At 73.6% G+C, this 20,307-nt stretch carries 18 protein-coding genes and 1 pseudogene; 14 read left to right on the top strand and 5 right to left on the bottom strand.

The genetic code is table 11. The annotated features are described in order from the left end of the window. The first annotated feature begins 34 nt into the window (after positions 1-34). Genes KDN32_RS16840 through KDN32_RS16830 form a run of 3 tightly spaced genes read left to right on the top strand, consistent with a single transcriptional unit; the run spans position 35 to position 3,344 of the window. On the top strand, positions 35-1,288 hold the full coding sequence (locus tag KDN32_RS16840) for an iron-containing alcohol dehydrogenase (protein WP_249217246.1): 1,254 nt from the start codon (positions 35-37) through the stop codon (positions 1,286-1,288). Continuing rightward, entirely contained in the window at positions 1,285-2,676 is a 1,392-nt protein-coding gene (locus KDN32_RS23410; protein WP_307854177.1) for a MadS family sensor histidine kinase, read from the top strand. Before KDN32_RS16840 ends, KDN32_RS23410 begins: the two co-directional genes overlap by 4 nt. Beyond that, the gene (locus tag KDN32_RS16830; protein WP_211733417.1) at positions 2,664-3,344 is read left to right on the top strand and encodes a MadR family response regulator transcription factor; all 681 of its coding nucleotides are present in this window, start codon (positions 2,664-2,666) and stop codon (positions 3,342-3,344) included. The genes KDN32_RS23410 and KDN32_RS16830 overlap by 13 nt, the downstream gene beginning before the upstream one ends. 19 nt (positions 3,345-3,363) lie before the next feature. On the opposite strand, the gene mftM is transcribed toward KDN32_RS16830, so the two are convergent. The 4 genes from mftM to mdo are packed head-to-tail and all read right to left on the bottom strand — an operon-like array spanning position 3,364 to position 8,321. Continuing rightward, complete coding sequence (gene mftM, locus KDN32_RS16825) at positions 3,364-4,275, bottom strand: mycofactocin oligosaccharide methyltransferase MftM (protein WP_211733416.1); 912 nt, start codon at positions 4,273-4,275, stop codon at positions 3,364-3,366. 4 nt (positions 4,276-4,279) lie between these two features. Continuing rightward, positions 4,280-5,824 (bottom strand): VWA domain-containing protein, encoded by a 1,545-nt coding sequence (locus KDN32_RS16820; protein ID WP_211733415.1) that lies wholly within the window; start codon positions 5,822-5,824, stop codon positions 4,280-4,282. Between the two features lie 8 nt (positions 5,825-5,832). Then, positions 5,833-7,032: an AAA family ATPase gene (locus KDN32_RS16815; RefSeq protein WP_211733414.1), complete on the bottom strand. Its 1,200-nt coding sequence runs from the start codon at positions 7,030-7,032 to the stop codon at positions 5,833-5,835. Next, entirely contained in the window at positions 7,029-8,321 is a 1,293-nt protein-coding gene (mdo, locus tag KDN32_RS16810; RefSeq protein WP_211733413.1) for an NDMA-dependent methanol dehydrogenase, read from the bottom strand. Before mdo ends, KDN32_RS16815 begins: the two co-directional genes overlap by 4 nt. 286 nt (positions 8,322-8,607) lie before the next feature. Between mdo and mftA the strand changes: the two genes are divergently transcribed. The 11 genes and pseudogenes from mftA to KDN32_RS22590 form a co-directional block, all read left to right on the top strand. After that, positions 8,608-8,715, top strand: coding sequence for a mycofactocin precursor MftA (gene mftA, locus KDN32_RS16805; protein WP_211733412.1), 108 nt, complete (start codon positions 8,608-8,610; stop codon positions 8,713-8,715). After that, a complete protein-coding gene (mftB, locus tag KDN32_RS16800; RefSeq protein WP_211733411.1) occupies positions 8,705-8,989 on the top strand; it encodes a mycofactocin biosynthesis chaperone MftB in 285 nt (94 codons plus the stop codon). Before mftA ends, mftB begins: the two co-directional genes overlap by 11 nt. Further along, positions 8,986-10,230: a mycofactocin radical SAM maturase gene (gene mftC / locus KDN32_RS16795; protein ID WP_211733410.1), complete on the top strand. Its 1,245-nt coding sequence runs from the start codon at positions 8,986-8,988 to the stop codon at positions 10,228-10,230. Before mftB ends, mftC begins: the two co-directional genes overlap by 4 nt. Beyond that, positions 10,227-10,985, top strand: coding sequence for a mycofactocin biosynthesis peptidyl-dipeptidase MftE (gene mftE / locus KDN32_RS16790; RefSeq protein WP_307854175.1), 759 nt, complete (start codon positions 10,227-10,229; stop codon positions 10,983-10,985). The genes mftC and mftE overlap by 4 nt, the downstream gene beginning before the upstream one ends. Beyond that, the gene (gene mftF / locus KDN32_RS16785) at positions 10,982-12,463 is read left to right on the top strand and encodes a mycofactocin biosynthesis glycosyltransferase MftF (protein ID WP_211733409.1); all 1,482 of its coding nucleotides are present in this window, start codon (positions 10,982-10,984) and stop codon (positions 12,461-12,463) included. Before mftE ends, mftF begins: the two co-directional genes overlap by 4 nt. Positions 12,464-12,551: 88 nt before the next feature. Further along, positions 12,552-13,775 (top strand): sigma-54-dependent transcriptional regulator family protein, encoded by a 1,224-nt coding sequence (locus KDN32_RS16780; RefSeq protein WP_211733408.1) that lies wholly within the window; start codon positions 12,552-12,554, stop codon positions 13,773-13,775. A 130-nt stretch (positions 13,776-13,905) separates the two neighbouring features. After that, entirely contained in the window at positions 13,906-14,967 is a 1,062-nt protein-coding gene (locus KDN32_RS16775; protein ID WP_211733407.1) for a ScyD/ScyE family protein, read from the top strand. A gap of 138 nt (positions 14,968-15,105) precedes the next feature. Next, positions 15,106-15,576, top strand: a complete 471-nt coding sequence (locus tag KDN32_RS16770; protein WP_211733406.1) for a (2Fe-2S)-binding protein — start codon at positions 15,106-15,108, stop codon at positions 15,574-15,576. Continuing rightward, entirely contained in the window at positions 15,573-18,041 is a 2,469-nt protein-coding gene (locus KDN32_RS16765) for a xanthine dehydrogenase family protein molybdopterin-binding subunit (RefSeq protein WP_211733405.1), read from the top strand. Before KDN32_RS16770 ends, KDN32_RS16765 begins: the two co-directional genes overlap by 4 nt. Next, positions 18,038-18,883, top strand: coding sequence for an FAD binding domain-containing protein (locus KDN32_RS16760; protein ID WP_211733404.1), 846 nt, complete (start codon positions 18,038-18,040; stop codon positions 18,881-18,883). Before KDN32_RS16765 ends, KDN32_RS16760 begins: the two co-directional genes overlap by 4 nt. Positions 18,884-18,885: 2 nt before the next feature. Next, positions 18,886-19,260 (top strand): annotated as a pseudogene (locus KDN32_RS22590) (SRPBCC family protein); the annotation flags it as partial. A gap of 323 nt (positions 19,261-19,583) precedes the next feature. Here KDN32_RS22590 and KDN32_RS16750 read toward each other — a convergent pair. Further along, positions 19,584-20,207 carry an alpha-ketoglutarate-dependent dioxygenase AlkB gene (locus KDN32_RS16750; protein WP_307854174.1) on the bottom strand — a complete coding sequence of 208 codons (624 nt, stop codon included), beginning with the start codon at positions 20,205-20,207 and terminating at the stop codon, positions 19,584-19,586. Positions 20,208-20,307: the final 100 nt, after the last annotated feature.

The following is a 20,307-nucleotide window of genomic DNA, read 5'->3' as shown; positions in this document are numbered from 1 at the left end:
GTTGGTCCTCGTTCCCACACCGGAGACCTGCCCGATGCCAGTCAGCACTCCCGCTCCCTGCCGCGTGCCGGCGCCCGCGATGGCGCACGAGGGCGCCCACGGGGGCGGCGACGCGCCGGACGTCGCGCCGCACGAGGCCCCCGCGGTCGCGAAGTTCCACGCGCCGGAGGTCGTCTTCGGTGTCGGGTCCCTCGTCGAGGCCGGCTACGCCGCCGCGCGGCTCGGTGCCCGGCGCCCGTTCGTGGTCACCGACCCGGGCGTGCTCGAGGCCGGCTGGGCGGACGAGCTGCTCGCCCACCTGCGCGAGGCGGGGCTCGAGCCCGTGCTCTGGACGGAGGTGACGCCGAACCCGAAGGACCACGAGGTGCGCCGGGCCTGGCAGAAGTACGCCGAGGAGCGGGCCGACGTCATCATCGCCATCGGCGGCGGGTCGTGCATCGACGCCGCCAAGGGCGTGGCGATCCTCTCCGGCAACGACGGCGACATCCTCGACTACGCCGGGGTCGACCAGGTGACCCGCCCGATCCCGCCGATGCTGATGATCCCCAGCACCTCCGGCACGGGCGCCGACGTCAGCCAGTTCTGCATCGTCACCGACACCGAGCGCTCGGTGAAGATCACGATCATGGGCCGCGCGCTGGTGCCCGACATCTCGATCACCGACCCGCGCCTGCTGACCACGATGCCCGAGGACCTCAACGCCGCGACCGGCCTCGACGCGCTCACCCACGGCATCGAGTCCTACGTCTCGCTCGCCCACAACCCGCTCGCGGACATCCACGCGCTCAACGCCGTCGGGCTGGTCTGCGAGCACCTGCGCGACACGATGACCGAGCCGCTCGACCCGGGCCCCCGCGCCAAGATGGCGCAGGCCAGCCTGCAGGCGGGGCTGGCGTTCAGCAACGCGATCCTCGGCGCCACCCACGCGATGAGCCACCAGGTCGGCGGGTTGCTCGACGCCCCGCACGGGGTGGTCAACGGCGTCCTGCTGCCCCACGTGATCCGCTACAACGCGCGGGCCACCCCCGACCGGTTCGTCGAGCTCGCCCGCCGCGCGGGGCTGGCCGTGGCCGGCGTGCCGGGGGAGGAGGCCGCCGACCTGCTGGCCGAGCACGTACGACGCCTGGGCGACGACGTGGGCGTGCCGCGCGGGCTCCGCGAGCTCGGTGTCACCGAGGACGACGTCACCCGCCTGGCCAGCACCACGCTCGACGACGCCTGCCTCACCACCAACCCGCGCTCGGCCTCCCTCTCCGACGTCCACGCCCTCTTCCTCGAGGCGCTGTGAGCACCGACCCCGTGTCGGGGGCGCCGGACCTCGCCACGCTCACGGGGATCCGGTCGGGCAAGCGGTCCTACTACCGCGCCCTCCTCCGCTCCGACGAGCGGCTCCAGCACGCGGTCCGGGCGATGGACTCGATCTCGCGCGCCCTGGTGCGGACCGTCGAGGGCCCGCGCGGGCTGCTCGAGGAGGTGCTGCGGGCCGCCGCGACGCACCTCGCCGCGGAGTGGGCGATCCTCGCGCTGTCCGACGGCCACGTCGCGGGGGCGCGGCCACGCTTCCTCGTGGTCGACGCCCACGGCACGCTGACCGACGACGACGCCGACCTCCCCGCGCACGTGCGCCGCGAGCTCGGCGCGATCCGTGCCGGGCACGCGACCAGCAGCGACGACGGGGGCGGGTGGGTCCGCGTGCCGATGCACCTCGAGGGGCGTCCGGTCGGGAGCCTGGTCGGGCTGCACGGACTCGCGGTCGACCCCGAGCCCAGCGACCTGTCCGTGCTGCGGATCCTGGCCAACCAGGCGGCCGTGTCGCTCCACACCAGCGAGCAGCACCAGGCCGGCATGGCCCTCCACCGCCGCGCCCAGCAGCTCTACGACGAGGCGACGAGCCAGGCGCGCGACCTCGAGCAGCGCACCCGCGAGCTGCGGCACACCGAGCAGCGGCTCACCGTCGCCCTCCAGCGCGAGCTCCTCGACGCCGAGCGCCACCGCATCGCCCGCGAGCTCCACGACAGCGTCACCCAGTACGTCCTCGCGGCCGGCATGGCGCTCGAGGTGGCGCGCGGCGACCTCGAGACGATGGACGACGCCGCCGAGGTGCTGGAGCGGGTGGTGACGGCCAAGCAGCTCTCGCAGGAGGCGGTCGACCAGCTCCGGCGGGCGATCTACTCCCTGCACCGCGACCCGCGCGAGACCGTGTCGACGCTGCCCGAGCTGGTGGCCGACGTCGCGGAGCACCACCGGCCCCAGCTCAAGGTGCAGGTCCGGGTCCAGGGCGAGGTCGAGCCGCTCCCCGCCGACGGCGACCACGAGATCGCCCGGGCGGTCGGCGAGGCGCTCTTCAACGTCGCCACCCACGCCGATGCGACGCGCGCGGTGGTCCGGCTGCGCTACAGCGCCGACGAGCTCTACGCCAGCGTCGCGGACGACGGGGGCGGTGACCCGACCCGGATGAGCCGGGTGCTGCGGCTGCAGCGCAGCGACACCAGCGGCCGGCACCGCGGACTGGCCAACATCGAGTGCCGGATCGTCCAGCTCGGCGGCCGCATCGCGTTCCGCCGCGCCCGCCTCGGCGGCGTCCGGGTGGAGATGCGGGTGCCCCTGCCCGTGGTGGTGCCCGAGCGCGACACGCTCGCCGACCTGTTGGACCGAGGAGGACCATGGCCACGCTGACCCCGCCCGACGCCCCCGGCACCCGCGCCGACGCCGTCGACATCGTGCTGGTCGACGACCACGCGATCGTGAGGCAGGGCCTGCGCTCGATCCTCGAGCGCGAGCGCGACCTCACCGTGGTGGCCGAGGCGTCCACGGCGGCCGAGGCGCTCGCGGTCGTCGACCGCGTACGCCCCCACATCGTGCTGCTGGACCTCAAGCTCTCCGCGTCGTCCGACGTCGAGGGCCTCGACCTGTGCGCCGAGCTCGCCCAGCGCGACCCCGACCTCGGGATCCTGGTCCTCACCACGTTCCTCGACGAGCAGCTGGTGATCCGCACGATCCGCGCCGGCGCCAAGGGCTACGTCGTGAAGGACGTCGACACCACGGGCCTGATCCGCGCGATCCGCGACGTCGCGCGGGGCGGGTCGGCCTTCGACCCGCGGTCGGCGGCCGCCATGGTGCGGGGGCTGCACGCGCCGCCGGTCGAGGAGAGCCACCAGCTCACGCCCCGCGAGCGCGAGGTCGTCCAGCTGCTGGCACGCGGGCTCTCCAACGGGGAGATCGGCGCCCAGCTCTACATCTCCGAGACCACGGCGAAGTTCCACGTCGGCAACATCCTGCGCAAGCTCGGCGTCAGCCGTCGCGCCGAGGCGGTCTACGAGGCGACCAAGCAGGGCCTGCTCTGACGAGGTGCGTCGCTGCCGGTCAGGCGCCCACGTCGACGACCAGCCACCCGCCGTGGTGCTCGTGGACGTCGAACGGCCGTCCCGTGAGCACGCCGCACCTCTCGAGGTCGGCGAGGCTGACCGTGCGGACGTGGCCCCACGTCTCGTCGGCCTCCTCCTCCAGCGGCACCGCGACCACGAGCCGGTGGCGGGCCAGCCGCAGGGCCTCGACGACCACCCGGTCGCCGTGGTCGGGGGCGAGGTGCTCGAGCAGGTGGAGGGCGACGACGGTGTCGGCGCTGCGCGGGCCGAGCGGCACGTGGGCGGCGTCGGCCACCAGCGTGCGCACGTCGACGCCGAGCCGCGGCGCGACCGCCGCGAGCAGCCCGACCGTTCCGGGGTTGACGTCGGTGGCGAGGATCTCCCGACCGGCTGCGGCGAGACGCAGCGAGAAGAAGCCGAAGCAACAGCCGAGCTCGAGCACGCTGCCCGGGGCGAGCAGCGTCTCGGCGTGGGCGTGCACGGGGGCGTAGCCGGCCAGGCTCCCGTGCGCGCGGCCGGGTGCCGTCGCGTGCGACGGGTCGGCGAGGCGCCGCAGGGTGTTGCGGTAGAACAGCTCCCAGCCGGCCAGCGGGTCGGAGGAGTCGGTGCTGGTCAGCACGATGCCGGTGAAGATCCGCTCGAAGAGGTCGGCGCCGCGCAGCCAGCCGGGGCCGAACAGCTCGGTCGCCAGCAGGCCGGCCAGGTCGTCGTCGACCTCGTCGCGGTCCAGGGAGTGCTCGACGCGGATCGTGCTCCCCTCGGGGTGCACGTCGAAGTGGCCGGTGCGGATCGAGCGGTGGTCGAGGCGCGCGCGGAACCGACCCGCCGAGCGGACCTCGACGACGCCGTCGCGGTAGATCCCGCTGCGCGCCGGCGCGAGTGGGTCGATCGGTGCCGCGTCGGTCGTCATCGGCTCACGCCTCCACGCCGGAGGTCGCCATGGTGGTCGACACGCGTTCGAGCCCGGAGAGGTTGCGCACGACCTGGACCCGGTCGCAGAACTCGGCGTAGGCGGGAAGGTCGCACGACCCGAGTGCCCAGGAGTAGCGCGGCTCGGGGGTGAGCCAGATGGTCGAGCGCGCGCGGCGGGTGATCTCCTCGAAGACGTCGAGCCGGGGGTCGTGCCGGTTGCCCCGGCCGTCGCCCAGCACGATGACCGTCGTGCGCCGGGTGAGGGCGGAGCCGTGCTGCTCCAGGAAGGTCTCCAGCGCGTGGCCGTAGTCGGAGTCGGCGTCGACGTCGAGCACGCCGCCCGCGGGGAGGCCGGACATCACCAGCGAGAGGGCCTCCTCGATGCGGTGCTCGGCGAACAGGTCCGTGATCTCCACGAGGTCGCGCACGAAGGCGAACGTGCGGACCTGGGTGGCGACCGACTGCAGCGAGTGCACCAGGTGCAGGGTGAACCGGGCGGTCATCCGGACGGACAGGGACACGTCGCACAGGACCAGCAGGCGCGGGCGGTCCTCGGCCCGGCTGACCGTCACCGGTCGGAACGGCACGCCGTCGAAGCGCATGTTGTGCCGCATCGTGCGGGCGCCGTCGACCTGACCGCGCGCCGCGGTCCGCCGGCGAGGGCGGGGCGCGCCGTGCAGGCTGCGCAGGAGACGGCGCAGGCTCTCCTCGAGGTCGGCGCGGACCTGCTCGTCCACCGTCTCGGCCTGTGCCGCCGCGACCTCGCGCTCCTCGACCTCCCGCTCGAGCTCCATCAGCCGCTGCAGGTGCTCGCGCAGGCGCTCGGGCAGCTGCTCGAGCAGCGGCGCGAGCCGCTCGCGGAGCGCCCGCAACGACTCGGCGGTGTCGGGGTCGAGGTCGTCGGGCGCGTCCGGGAGCTCGTCGGCGAGCCAGGCCAGCAGCGCCATCTCCTCCGCGACGGTGAGCTCGGCGTCGACCTCGAGCCCGGCCCGGGTCGCGAGGTCGCCCGGGGCGCCGGGGTTGTGCAGCCGCCGTGTCGACAGCTGCACCCGCGCGGCCTCGCCGGCGCCGGACGCCTGCTCGTCCGAGAGCACGATCTCGTCGGTGAGCTGGGCCATGTCGAGCCGGTTGGCCTCCTGGTGCAGGTTGTACTGCTGCGCCATGTCCTCCGGGCGGAAGAACTGGTGCAGGTCCATCGGCCGCCCGTGCGAGTGTCCCTGTGCCGGGGTGTCGCCCGGCTCGTCGGAGAGCGTGAACTCGTCGAGGGACCCCGTGTCGCTCAGGTCGTCGTGGGCGTGCGAGTGCTCGGCGTCGTCCTCCTCCACGACCGGCCGCAGTCCGAAGAACCGGTCGAAGACGCGGTCGAAGGCCGCGAGGTCGCGACGGTCCTTGACCAGCGAGACCGCGAGCGCCGAGCGCAGCACCTCCGGGTCGTCGAGCACACCCGGCTGCGCGGCCGCGTGCAGGCCGTCGACGGCCTCGGAGACGCTGACGCGCACCCCGTGCAGCCGCAGCAGCCGGACGAACCGGTGGATCGCTCCCTCCACGTCGACTCCTAGACCGGCCGCCTGCGAGCGCGCTGCGCCGCGAACGACCGGGCGCCCTGCCCCTCGGTCACCTCGCGCGCGCCGCCGCTGCTGCCGGGTGCGCCGTAGTAGGCCTCGTCGTGGCGGCCCGGCTGGTCCTTGGAGCGTCGCACCTCGCGCCCGTCCACGTCGCCGTCCGGCGCGTGGTCGTGGTCGTGCGGGTGGTCGTGGCCGTGCCCGTGGCCGTGCCCGTGACCGTGGCCCGGCACGTGCCGGTGGTCGGGCACGCTGGCGTTGGGGTCGACGAGCGTGGGGAGCGCCGCGGTGGCCCGGCCGAGGTCGCGCTCGTACTTGACGACGACGTTGAGCGTGGAGGCCAGCACCTCGGCGCTGAGCTCGGTCACGCCCAGCACCGCGAGCGTGTGGGCCCAGTCGATCGTCTCCGAGATGCTGGGCGCCTTGCGCAGGTCGAGCTCGCGCAGCCCGCGGACCACCTCGACCAGCCGGGTGGCGAGGGCGTCGGCCAGGCCGGTGTCCTTCGACCGCAGGATCTCCAGCTCGCGCTCGGCCGAGGGGTACTCGAGGAACAGGTGGAGGCAGCGTCGCTTGAGGGCGGCGGACAGGTCGCGCGTGTTGTTGGAGGTGAGCACCACGTAGGGCAGGTGGCGGGCGCGGACCGTCCCGATCTCCGGCACCGAGACCTGGAACTCGCTCAGCAGCTCGAGCAGCACCGCCTCGAGGGCCTCGTCTGCGCGGTCGACCTCGTCCACGAGGAGGACGACGGGGTCCTCCGAGGTGATCGCCTCGAGCAGCGGACGCGGCGCCAGGAACCGGTCGGAGAAGAACACGCTCTCCTGCGCGGCGATCCGGTCGACGGCCTCGCCGAGGTCGGCGGCGTCCGCGACGAGCTGGCCGATCTTCTCGCGCAGGATCTGGGTGTAGAGCAGCTGCTTGCCGTAGTCCCACTCGTAGAGCGCCTTGGACTCGTCCTGGCCCTCGTAGCACTGCAGCCGCAGCAGCCGCCGTCCGGTCACCTCGGCCAGGCTCGTCGCCAGCTGGGTCTTGCCCACGCCCGCCGGTCCCTCCAGCAGGACCGGCTTGTCGAGGCGGGTCTGCAGGAACACCGTCGTCGCGAGCCGCTCGTCGGCGAGGTAGCCGTGCTCGCGGAAGCGGGACAGCACCTCGCCGACGTCGGCGAACGGGGGAGTGCTCGGGTCGGGGGCGCTCACGTGAGCAGGTCGTCGAGGTCGCCGGTCATGCAGTGCTCGACGACCGGGCGGACCGTCTCGAACGTGCACTCCTTCGCGTTGCCGGGCGTGCACGCGTCGCCCAGGACGTGGTTCGTGATCCGGTCCACGTCCGCGGCGTCGCCGACGATCTCCTTGGCGTTCTCGTAGAACTTCGTCGGACCGGTGCCGAGCCGGTTCTTGGAGTAGGTGTCCTGGGTGACGTCGACGAAGCGCTCGGTGATGCCGACGTCGCGCAGCAGCCGGATGGCCGCCTCGAGTGCCGCGTCCGCGGCCCGCACGTCGGTCATGCCGTAGGTGTCGACCCCCATCGCCTGGGCCATCTCCGCGAACCGCTTGTACTGGGTGGGCATGTTGAACGCCCAGACCCGGGGCAGCGCGATCGCGTTGTTGAGCCCGTGGTGGGTGTCGTAGAACGCCGACACGGCGTGGCTGATCGAGTGGATGATGCCGAGCCCGCCGGAGTTGAAGGCCTGCGCCGCGATGTACTGGGCGTACATCATCCCCTGCCGTCCCGCGAGGTCCTGGCCGTTCCAGACGGCCTGGCGCAGGTTCTCGGCGGTCAGCTTGATCGCGCGCAGCGCGTTGCCGAGCGAGGGCTCGAAGTTGAGTCGCGACACGTAGGGCTCGCTGGCGTGGGCGAGCACGTCGAAGCCGCACTGGGCGGTGTAGTCGACGGGGCAGTCGTAGTAGAGGACCGGGTCGTCGATGGCCAGGGTGGCGACCGAGGCGTCGTCGAAGGCGACGTACTTGTGCGGGTTGTCCGGGTCGGTCGTGGTGTCGGTGATGACGTAGGCCCACGAGGTCTCCGAGCCGGTGCCGGCGGTGGTGGACACCGCGATGTGCGGCGGGTTCTTCGGGTTCTCGGACATGTTGAAGCCCTCGAACTCGTTGACGTTGCGGCCGTCGTGGGCCACCGAGACCCGCGCCCCCTTGCAGGCGTCGTGCGACGACCCGCCGCCGATGGAGACGAAGGAGTCGCACTCGTTCTCCTGGTAGAGCGCCACGGCGTCCATGACGTTGTAGTCCTTGGGGTTGGACTCGACCTCGTCGTAGACCACGACCTCGAGCCCGTGGTACTTCATCGACTCGGCGATCTTGTGCACGATGTCCGTGCCGCGCAGGCCCGAGGTCATGATCAGCGACTTGCGGAAGCCCATCTTGAGGGCCTCCGGGCCGATCATCTCGTGGGCACCGGGGCCCATCAGCGCCCGTGGGAACGGGTGGAACTCCTTGATGGGGAACGGCTTGAGAAGTTCGTCGACCTGCATCGTGGGACCCTTCCGTCGGAGGATGGCCGCCCGTGGACCGGCCGACGTCGCGGACCCGGACCCGGTGGCGGACCGTTGCTCGGACGCTAGGAGCGCCGGCGCGCCGCCGACAGGTGGGGATCGCAAAACAGGCCGCCGGGTGGGCGTGGCACCTGCCCGATCCGACAGGGGGCACCGCCCCACCGAGCGGTGTCGCCGGGGTGCGCGGCGTTCCTAGCGTGGACGTCGTCCGAGGTGTCCGGCGACGAGCGCCGGTACGCCCGCCCGCGCACCGAGGGAGCCAGCCATGACCGACCCGCAGCCCACCCAGGACACGTCGCAGGACGACGCCGCCCAGCTCGCCGAGGAGCTGGTCGAGGAGGTCTCGATCGACGGCATGTGCGGTGTCTACTGAGCCGACGGGGTTCACCGGACGGGCGTACGTCCTCAGCCCCTCCGTGGCCCTGAGGCCGGAACCCTTCGGCGCCCTCGCCTACGACTTCGACACCCGCCGGCTGAGCTTCCTCAAGACCCCGACGCTGGTCGACGTCGTGCGCCTGCTGGGCGAGTGCCCCGACGTGGCGTCGGCCCTCGACCGGGCGGGAGTGACCGGTGGGTCGCGGGCGGCCTACGTCGCCGCGCTCGAGGGACTCGCCCGCACCCACATCATCCAGGAGCGTGCCGCATGACCCTGACCACCCCAGCGCCACCAGCACCGGCACCCGGGGCGGCCCGGCCCGAGGCCGGTCGGCTCGTCGAGCAGTTCGAGCTGGGCCTCGACGCACCCATCTGCCTGACCTGGGAGCTGACCTACGCGTGCAACCTGGCGTGCGTGCACTGCCTGAGCTCCTCGGGCAGGCGGGACCCGCGCGAGCTGACGACCGGGGAGTGCAAGCAGCTCATCGAGACCTTCGAGCGGATGCAGGTGTTCTACGTCAACATCGGCGGCGGGGAGCCCACCGTGCGTCCCGACTTCTGGGAGCTCCTCGACCACGCCGTCGAGCACCACGTCGGCGTGAAGTTCTCGACCAACGGGTTCCGGATCACCGCCGAGCGGGCCCGCCGGCTCGCCGCGACGCCCTACGTCGACGTGCAGGTGTCGCTCGACGGGGCGACCGCCGAGGTCAACGACCGGGTCCGTGGCCGCGGCACCTACGACGCGGCCCTCCGGGCGTTGGCGCACCTGCGCGACGCCGGCATGGAGGACGTGAAGGTGTCGGTGGTCTGCACCCGCGAGAACGTCTCGCAGCTCGACCGGTTCAAGCAGATCGCCGACGACCACGGCGCGCGCCTCCGGCTCACCCGGCTGCGCCCGTCGGGCCGCGGCGCCGACGTGTGGTCCGAGCTGCACCCGACGGCCGAGCAGCAGCGCGTGATCTACGACTGGCTGGTGGCCCACGGCGAGGGCGTCCTGACCGGCGACTCCTTCTTCCACCTGTCTGCCTTCGGCGAGGCCCTGCCCGGCCTCAACCTGTGCGGCGCCGGGCGGGTGGTGTGCCTGGTCGACCCGGTCGGCGACGTCTACGCCTGTCCGTTCGCGATCCACGACCGCTTCCGTGCCGGCAACGTGCGCGGGGACGGTGGGTTCGAGGGCGTGTGGCGCGACAGCGAGCTGTTCCTCGACCTCCGCACGCCGCAGACGGGCGGTGCGTGCACGCGCTGCTCGGCCTACGACGCCTGTCGCGGCGGGTGCATGGCGGCGAAGTTCTTCACCGGCCTGCCGCTCGACGGCCCGGACCCGGAGTGCGTGCGCGGCAACGCGGCCGAGGCGCTCGAGGTCGTCGGGTCGCGGCCGGCCCCGAGCGGCGACCACTCCCACCCCGGGCCCGTACGCCACGCGCCGGTCCCGCTCACCCTGTCACCCACCCGGACCCGGCCGCCGTCGGCGTGCGACCAGGACCCGCTGGCGCCCGCCCGGACCCTGGGGTGACCGTGCGGGCGGCCGCCACGGCGGGGCCCCGGCTCGGCGATCGCCGCTGGCCCGAGCTCGACGGCCCGGCGGACGTCCTCGTCCTGGTGCCGGTGGGGTCGCTGGAGCAGCACGGGCCCGGCCTGCCGCTGTGCGTCGACACCGTCGTCGCCACCCGGGTCGCGCTCGAGGCCGCCGCCCGCCGGGTGGCCGACGGCGACCGGGTCCTGGTCGCGCCCGCCGTCGCCTACGGGTCCAGCGGTGAGCACCAGGACTTCCCCGGCACCGTGTCGATCGGGCAGGAGGCGCTGCGGCTGGTGCTGGTCGAGCTCGGCCGCTCGGCGTGCACGTGGGCGCGAGGGGTGATCTTCGTCAACGGGCACGGGGGCAACCTCCGCCCACTGACGTCAGCGGTCGCGACGCTGCGCGACGAGGGCCGGCCGGTCGCGTGGACGGCGTGCGTCGTGCCCGACGGCGACGCGCACGCCGGCCGGACCGAGACCTCGCTGCTGCTGGCGATGGCGCCCGGCCTGGTGCGGACCGACCTGCTGGCACCGGGGGAGACCCGGCCGGTGGCGGACCTGATGCCGCGGCTGCGCTCGGAGGGCGTGCGAGCCGTGTCGGGCTCCGGGGTGCTCGGTGACCCGACGGACGCGAGCCCCGAGCTCGGCCGGACCCTCCTCGACGGCCTCGTGGACCGCCTCGACGCCGAGCTCCGCGCGCTCGACGTGGACGAGCGTGGCCGGCTGGGCGTCCGGGCGGGGGCGCCCGCGTGAGACCGGTGCCGGAGCCCGGCGACGAGATCCTCCCGGACGACCACGGCCTCGTCCTCGCCCCCGACACCCACGTCTGCGACGACGGACGCACGCTGATGGGCGGCTCCGGCACGGTGCTGCACCTGTCCGGGTCGGCCGCGGCGGTCGTGGCCCGGCTGCCGCTGGTGGCCTCGGACTCCGACGCGACCCGGGTGCTCGGCCGCCGCCTGCTCGACCGGGGGCTGGCCGACCCGTGGTGGCCGGACCCGCCCGTCGCGGACGCCGAGGTCCGCGACGTCACGCTCGTCGTGCCGGTGCGCGACCGGGCGGCGGGGCTGGCGCGCCTGCTCGCCGCCGTCCCCGCCACGGTGCCGGTGGTGGTCGTGGACGACGGCTCGCTCGACCACGCGGGCGTCGCGGCGGTGGCCGCCGCCCACGGCGCGACCCTGGAGCGCCACCGGACCAGCCGCGGGCCGGCGGCCGCCCGCAACACCGGGCTGGCCCGCGCCCGCACGGCCCACGTCGCCTTCTGCGACTCCGACGTGGTGCCCGACCCCGGGTGGCTCGGCACCCTGCGACGACACCTCGACGACCCGGCGGTCGCGCTCGCCGCGCCGCGGGTCCTCGGCGCCGCGAGCGCTCCCACCGGCTGGCTGGAGCGCTACGAGCAGGCGCGGTCCTCCCTCGACCTGGGCCCGCGCCCCGCGTCCGTGCGCGTCCACGGCCGGGTGTCCTACGTGCCGAGCGCCTGCGTCGTGGCCCGGGTCGCCGCCCTCGGCGACGGCTTCGACCCGGACCTGCAGTGCGGCGAGGACGTCGACCTCGTCTGGCGGCTGCTCGACGCCGGGTGGCGGCTGCGCTACGAGCCCGCGGCGACCGTGCGCCACGACCACCGCACCCGCTGGACCGAGTGGCTGGGACGCAAGGCCTTCTACGGGACGTCGGCGGCTCCGCTGGCCGCCCGCCACCCCGGGGCGGTGGCACCGCTGGTGCTCACGCCGTGGACCGCGGCGCTGGCAGTGTCCGTGCTGGCCCAGCGCCGGTGGTCGCTGCCGCTCGGGGGCGCGGCCTGCGTGCTGGCGACCCTCGGCACGGCCCGGCGGCTCGAGCGCAGCGAGCGGCCGCTGCGGGCGGCCGCGGTGCTGACCCTCGAGGGGGCCGTCGCCACCGCCTGGCAGACCGCGTCCGCGCTCGAGCGGCACTACTGGCCGCTCGCGCTCGCCGCTGCCGCGGTGTCGCGACGGGCCCGGCGCGCGGTCGTCGTCGCGGCCGTCGCCGAGGGGCTGGCCGACCGCCGCCGGGTGACGACCGACCTCGGCCCGGTGGCGTACGTCCTGGTGCACCGCGCCGACGACCTCGCCTACGGGGCCGGGCTGTGGTGGGGGGCGTGGACCGGACGGTCGGTCGCCGCGCTGGTGCCGCAGCTGCGCGGCCACGAGGCTCTGGTGCGGCTGCTGCGTCGCCCGTGGACGCGACGGGCGGCGCCCACCCGCCGCTGACGGTCGGTCCGGCTGGTCCACTGGTCCGGATTCCCTGTTGCGAGCGTCACAGTCGAGTTAGGTTGGCCGCGACCACAGGGGAGCCGCCATGCCGAGCGAGGAGCTGCACGCACGCCGCGTCGACGCGGTGCGCGCCTGGACGAGGTTCGTCTCCGACGGCGACGAGGGCGCGCAGCCGGTCCGCCCGGAGATCCTGCGCAGCTGGCAGCTCTCGGGGGTGGTGTCGCCGGCTGTGACCGAGGCGCCGCTCGCCGACGAGGGCGACACCGCGGAGTACTGGAACGCCTCGCCGCTGCAGGCGGCGGTGTCGCGGGTCCAGGACGAGCTGCGCCGGACCGCGGAGGACGGCGACCTGGTCATCGCGGTCACCGACGAGCAGACCCGCATCCTGTGGACCTACGGCGGCCGGGTGATGCGTCGCAAGGCCGAGACGGTGAACTTCGTGCCGGGCGGTCGGTGGGACGAGCGCAGCGTCGGCACCAACGCGCTCGCCATCGCCGGACGCACCGCGAAGCCCTCCATGGTCTTCAGCGCCGAGCACTACGCCGAGGTCGTCCACAACTGGGTGTGCTGGGCGGCTCCGGTCTTCGACCCGGTCACCGGCCGCAGCCTCGGGGTGATCGACCTGTCGACCACCTGGGACCGCACCCACCCGATCGGGCTGGCGACCGCGCGCGTGATGGCCCGCCTGATCGAGGGTGCGCTGCCCGACGACCGGCGCGCCTGGAGCGACGGGGCGACGGCGCCCGCCGAGCCCGGCCTGACGCTCAGCCTGCTCGGGACCGCGGAGGTCTGGCTCGACGGCCAGCGGCTGCTGCTCAACCGTCGCCAGACCGAGATCCTCGCGCTGCTCGCCCTGCACCCGGGCGGCCTGTCGGTCGAGCACCTCCACGCCCTCCTCTACGGCGACGCGGCGGTGACCACCTCGACGTTGAAGGCGGAGGTGTCCCACCTGCGCTCGGCCCTCGCCGGCCAGCTGTCCTCGCGCCCCTACCGGCTGACCCTCCCGGTCACCACCGACGTCGAGGAGGTGCAGCGGCTGCTGCGCCGTGGCGAGGTACGCGCGGCGGTCCGGGCGTACGGCGGCGACCTGCTGCCGGGGACGGACTCGCCGGCCCTCGTGCAGATGGGCGACTACCTCGCGGTCAGCGTGCGCGAGGCGCTGCTGGCCGACCCCGACCCGGACGCGGTGCTGCGCTACAGCGACCTCGCCCCCTACGACACGGCGGTGGTCGAGGCCTGCCTCGCCGCGATCCCCGTGCACCACCCCGTGCGGCCCCTGCTCAAGGGCAAGCTCGCCAGCGCCCGCTGAGGCCCGGGGCACAAACGGGGTAAATCCGTGGCGATCCCGGTCCGGTCTGGCGCGACCGGCCGCGCGGGAGGACTCTCGGTAGGAGCGCGCTGCGCCGGGGAGGAGGCGCGGCCACGTCCGAGGAGCACGCATGACCAGGACACGTACCGGGGTGGCCGCAGCGGTCGCCTCCGTGATCGCGGGGGGACTGCTCGTCGCCCCCGCCCCGTCCGGCGCCGCACCGGCGACGGACCCCACGACGGTGGCGAGGAAGCTGGTCTCGCCGCTCAGCATGGCGGTGGCGCGCGACGGCACCGCCTACGTCAGCCAGAACTTCGCCGGCCTGCTCACCGCCGTGCCGCCCGGGGGCCGCCCGGAGGTCGTCTTCGCGGCGCCGAAGAAGACCGAGCTCGGCGCCGTGTCGGTGGGTGGCGGCCTGGTCCGCTTCGCCACGACCGCGAAGAAGCACGCCGCCCTCTGGTCGATGCAGCCCGGCGGCAGCCCGACCGAGGTGGCCGACCTCTACCGCTACGAGAAGACGCAGAACCCCGACGCCGACCAGGCCTACGGCTTCACCGACCTCGACCCGGCCTGCCTGGCGCAGGTCCCGGCGGAGGTCCCGGCGGCCTACACCGGGCTCGTGGACTCGCACCCCTACGGCACGGCCGTCCGGCGGGGGACGACCTACGTCGCCGACGCCGCCGCCAACGCGATCCTGGCGGTCAGCCCGCGCGGCAAGGTCTCCACCGTCGCGGTGCTGCCCGCCGTCCCGGTGGTGATCACCGCAGACGCCGCCACGGCCAACGGTCTCCCGGCCTGCACGGTCGGGCACGCGTACGCCTTCGAGCCGGTGCCGACCGACGTCGAGGTCAGGGGCGGCTGGCTCTACGTCAGCCTGCTCCCGGGCGGCCCCGAGGACGGCAGCGCGGGCGCCAACGGCATGGTCGTCAAGGTCAGGGCCAGCAGCGGGAAGGTCCGCACCGTCGCCTCCGGGTTCGCCGGGGCCACCGGCGTCGCGGTCGCGCGCAACGGCGACGTCTACGTCGCCCAGCTGTTCGGCGGCCAGGTCTCGCGGGTCCGCCGCGGGAGCGACACCGCGAAGCCGTTCGCCACGGTGAAGATGCCGGCCGCGGTCGAGTGGGTCGACGGCCAGGTGCTGGTGTCGGCCAACGTCCTCGCCGACGGGCCGAGGGGCAGGGTGCTCGCCTACTGATCCGGGGAGGCGGCGCGGTGGTGCGCGGCGGGCAGGGCCGTGCGCACCACCGCTCCGCTGCCCCCAACCATCGACCAACCAGCGCGACCTACCGTCCGGGTAGGAGTGACACACCTCACACACGCCCGGAGGCGCTAGATGACGAAGATCCACCTGACTGTCGACGGGGCCTCGGTCTCCGACGACGTCGAGCCGCGCATGCTGCTGGTCCAGTACCTGCGCGAGAAGCTCGGCAAGACCGGGACCGTGATCGGCTGCGACACCTCCAACTGCGGGGCGTGCACGGTCCACCTCGACGGCACGAGCGTGAAGTCGTGCAACGTGCTCGCGGTGCAGGCGAACGGCCGCACGGTGACCACGATCGAGGGGCTGGCCGACACCGTCGACTCCGACCTCCACCCGGTGCAGGAGGCGTTCCGCGAGTGCCACGGCCTGCAGTGCGGCTTCTGCACGCCCGGGATGATCATGCAGGCCGTCGACCTGCTCGCGGAGAACCCCGACCCGACCGAGGAGGAGGTGCGGCTCGGCATGGAGGGCAACCTCTGCCGCTGCACCGGCTACCACAACATCGTCAAGAGCGTGCTGCACGCCGCCGGAGGTGCGAAGTGACCGCCACCCAGGAACGTCCGGCCGCCGAGATCGGCCGCGACCGCCGTCGCAAGGAGGACCAGCGGCTGATCACCGGTCGCACCCGCTGGACCGACAACATCACCCTGCCCGGGATGCTGCACCTCGCGATGGTGCGCAGCCCGTTCGCCCACGCCACCATCACGTCGATCGACGTCGAGGCGGCGAAGGCCGCGCCCAACGTCGTCGCCGTGCTCAGCGGCAAGGACTTCGGCGAGGAGCTCGGCGCGTGCATCAACGCGTGGCCGATCACGCCCGACCAGAAGACGCCGGGCCACTCGCCCATGCCGGCCGACCGGGTCGCCTTCGCCGGCGAGATCGTGGCCGTCGTCGTCGCCCGCAGCGCGGCCGAGGCGCGCGACGCCGCCGAGCTCGTCGACGTGGAGTACGAGGAGCAGCCGGCCGTCATCGGCATCAAGAAGGCGCTCGAGGACCAGGTCCTCGCCCACCCCGACCTCGGCACCAACAAGTCCGCCCTGTGGGTGTTCGACTCCGCCGAGGCCGGCACCGGCAGCGACGTGGAGGCGGCCATCGAGGCGGCCCGCTCCGACGGGATCGTGATCGAGCGCGAGTTCCGCCAGCAGCGGCTGATCCCGGCGTTCATGGAGCCGCGCAGCGTCGTCGTCGACCCGACCGGCGAGCAGATGACGATGTGGTCGGCGACCCAGATCCCGCACATCCTGCGCTTCGCGCTGGCCGCGACCACCGGGGTGCCCGAGTCGAAGATCCGGGTGATCGCCCCCGACGTGGGTGGCGGGTTCGGCGGCAAGCTGCAGACCACGCCCGAGGAGTGGATCGCGTGGGCGGTGGCGCGCCGGCTGATGAAGCCGGTGAAGTACACCGAGACCCGCAGCGAGAGCCTGATGGCGGCCCACCACGGCCGTGACCAGGTCCAGACGCTCACGCTCAGCGCCGACAAGGACGGCAAGGTCACGGGCTTCAAGGTGCACCTCGACGCCGACCTCGGCGCCTACATCGCCATCGTCGGCGGCGGCGTCCCGGTGCTCGGTGCGTTCATGTTCAACGCGATCTACAAGTTCCCGGCCTACCGCTTCGAGTGCCAGACGGTGCTCACCAACACCACCTTCACCGACGCCTACCGCGGCGCCGGGCGGCCCGAGGCGACCTACGCCATCGAGCGGATGATGGACGAGCTCGCCGCCGAGGTCGGCGTGGACCCGCTCGAGATCCGTGAGCGGAACTGGATCACCCACGAGGAGTTCCCGTTCACGACCGTCGCCGGCCTGGAGTACGACACCGGCAACTACGAGGCGGCGACCGCCAAGGCGAAGGAGTCCTTCGGCTACGACGCGCTGCGGGCCGAGCAGAAGGAGCGCCGCGAGCGCGGTGACCGGGTCCAGCTCGGGATCGGCGTCTCGACCTTCACCGAGATGTGCGGCCTCGCGCCGAGCCGGGTGCTCGGCAGCCTCGACTACGGCGCCGGTGGCTGGGAGCACGCGAGCGTGCGCCTCACGCCGCTCGGCAAGGTCGAGGTGGTGACCGGGGCCAGCGCCCACGGACAGGGCCACGAGACGGCGTTCAGCCAGATCGTCGCCGACCGGCTCGGCGTCCCGTTCGAGGACGTCGAGGTGCTGCACGGCGACACCCAGACCGCACCCAAGGGGCTCGACACCTACGGCTCGCGCTCCCTGGTCGTCGGTGGTGAGGCGCTGGTGCGAGCGGTCGACAAGGTGATCGACAAGGCCAAGGTCCTCGCCGCCCACCTGCTGGAGGCCAGCGAGGACGACCTGGAGTACTCCGGCGGCCGCTTCACCGTCCGCGGCACCGACCAGGGCACCGCGATCCAGGAGCTCGCGACGGCGGCGTTCGCCGGGCACAACTACCCGGAGGGGATGGAGCTCAACCTCGACGCCGACGCGACCTACGACCCGGTGAACTTCAACTACCCGCACGGCACCCACCTGTGCGCGATGGAGGTCGACACCGAGACCGGTCAGGTGAAGATGCGCAAGTACACCTGCTGCGACGACATCGGCACGATCATCAACCCGCTGATCGTCGCCGGGCAGGTCCACGGCGGGCTCGTGCAGGGCATCGCGCAGGCGCTGTGGGAGGAGGCGGTGCACGACGAGTCGGGCACGCTCGTCAGCGGCTCGTTCGTCGACTACCTCCTGCCGACGGCGGCCGACACGATCTCCTTCGACGTGGTCCACACCGACGACCCGAGCATCTGCACGACCAACTCGCTCGGCACCAAGGGCGTCGGCGAGGCGGGCACCATCGCCTCGACCCCGGCCGTGGTCAACGCGGTGGTCGACGCGGTGCGCCACCTCGGCGTCTCCGACATCCAGATGCCGTGCACGCCCGAGCGGGTCTGGCGCGCCATCCACGCCGGCGACGAGGCCGCACCGACTCCCGAGGCGGCGATGCCTCACTTCGACGAGTCCGAACCCGGACCCGACAGCACGGAAGGGGCCCAGGCATGATCCCGGCGCAGTTCGACTACGTCGCACCCAGCTCGGTCGAGGAGGCGCTCGCCGCCCTCGGCGAGCACGGCGACGACGCGAAGATCCTGGCCGGTGGCCAGAGCCTGCTGCCCGTGCTGCGGATGCGGCTCAACGCACCCGAGGTGGTGATCGACCTCGGCGGCATCTCCTCCCTGCGCGGCATCCGCGACGACGGCGACGCGATCGTGATCGGCGCGATGACCACCCACACCGAGGTCCGCGACGACGCCCTGGTCAAGGAGCACGCCCTGCTGCTGTCGAAGGCCGCAGCCGAGGTGGCCGACTCCCAGATCCGCCACCGCGGCACCTTCGGCGGGGCCCTCGCCCACGCCGACCCGGCCGGTGACCTCGGCGCGCCGGCGCTGGCGCTGGGTGCGCAGTTCGTCGTCGCCGGAGCCGGCGGCACCCGCACGGTGGAGGCCGACGACTTCTTCGTCGACCTCTTCGAGACCGCGATCGGCGACGACGAGATCCTCACCGAGGTCCGCATCCCCAAGCACACCGGCTGGGGCGCTCACTACGAGAAGTTCGTGCGAGTGGCCCACCAGTGGCCGATCGTCGCGGTCGCGGCGACGGTCAAGGGATCGATCGACGAGGCGCGCGTGGGCCTGACCAACATGGGGTCGACGCCCCTGCGGGCCCGCGCCACCGAGGCGGCGCTGGCGGGCGCCAGCGCGACCGAGGACGGCGTACGGGAGGCCGCGCAGCTCGCGGCCGAGGGCACGAACCCGCCGTCGGACCTCAACGGCGCCGCCGACTACCGCCAGCACCTCGCCCGGGTCCTGACCGGCCGCGCGGTGCTGAAGGCTGCGGGGGCGTAGGCGTGGAGCTGTCCCACCGCTTCACCGTCCCCGTCGGCGTCGAGGAGACCTGGGCGCACTTCAACGACATCGCGTCTGTCGCGGAGTGCTTCCCGGGCGCCCAGGTGTCCGAGGCCGACGAGGAGTCGTTCTCGGGGTCGGTCAAGGTCAAGCTCGGGCCGATCGCCCTGCAGTACAACGGCAGCGGCACCTTCGTCGAGAAGGACGCCGCGGCGCACCGGTTCGTGGTCGACGCCAAGGGCAAGGACAAGCGCGGCAACGGCACGGCCGGTGCGAAGGTGACCGTGTCGATGACCGGGTCGGACACCTCGACCGACGTGGCGGTCGAGACCGACCTCGCGATCACCGGCAAGCCGGCGCAGTTCGGGCGCGGTGTCATGCAGGACGTGTCCGACAAGCTGCTCGGGCAGTTCGTCACCTGCCTCGAGCAGCGCCTGGCCGCGCCGGCGCCGCCGCCCGACCCCGAGCCGGCGGCGGTCGCCGACGCCGGTCCGGCAGCAGTCCGGGAGGACGCCCCGCCTCCCTCGAAGCCGGCGGCACCGCCACCCCCGCCGCCCCCACCCCCACGGAGGCGCTCGACCTCGGGAGTGCGGTGCTGCCGGTGCTGCTCAAGTCCTACTGGAAGCAGGCGCTGGCCGCGGTCGTCGGCCTCGCCGTGGTCCGCCGGCTGCTGCGGAGGTAGCGACGCGCGGGCCGCGTGTCAGAACACGTGGAGCGGGCGGAACTGGACCGAGATCCGCGGCCCGGCGTGCGCGACCTTCGGGACCGCGTGCTCCCAGGTGCGCTGGCACGACCCGCCCATCACCACGAGGTCGCCGTGGCCCATCGTGAACGCCATGGAGGCGCCCCCGCCGCGTGGACGCAGCAGCAGCCGGCGGGGGTCGCCGACGCTCACGATCGCGACCATCGTGTCCTGGTGACGCCCGCGCCCGATCGTGTCGCCGTGCCAGGCCACCGAGTCACGGCCGTCGCGGTAGTAGCAGCAGCCGGCGCTCACGAACGGCTCGCCGAGCTCGGGGAGGTAGTGGTCGCTCAGCGCGTCACGCGCCCGTCCGAGCACCGGGTGGGGGAGCGGGTCACCGCCCAGGTAGGTGTGCACCAGGCGCGGGACGTCGACGACGGCGTCGTACATCTCGCGGCGCTCGGCGCGCCACGGCACCTCGGCGACCAGCGCGGCCAGGACCGCGTCGGGGTCGGGCAGCCAGCTGCGCTGCACGTCGACCCACGCGCCGTCGGTGAGGACGTGGCGCTGCGGCGCGAGGGTCGCGGGCGCGGAGTCGTCGGCGGCGAAGAGCGAGCCCTGGAAGTCCACCCGGAGGTCCACAGGTCCAGAGTACCCGATGAGTCGAACGCACGTTCGAAGATCAAGGTACGCTCAAGGCTTCCCCACAGGCTTGGTCAATTGGGTGACGCGGATCGACATG

This window comes from Nocardioides palaemonis (assembly GCF_018275325.1).
GTDB lineage: Bacteria > Actinomycetota > Actinomycetes > Propionibacteriales > Nocardioidaceae > Nocardioides > Nocardioides palaemonis.
This window is presented reverse-complemented; position numbering and strand designations above follow the sequence as displayed.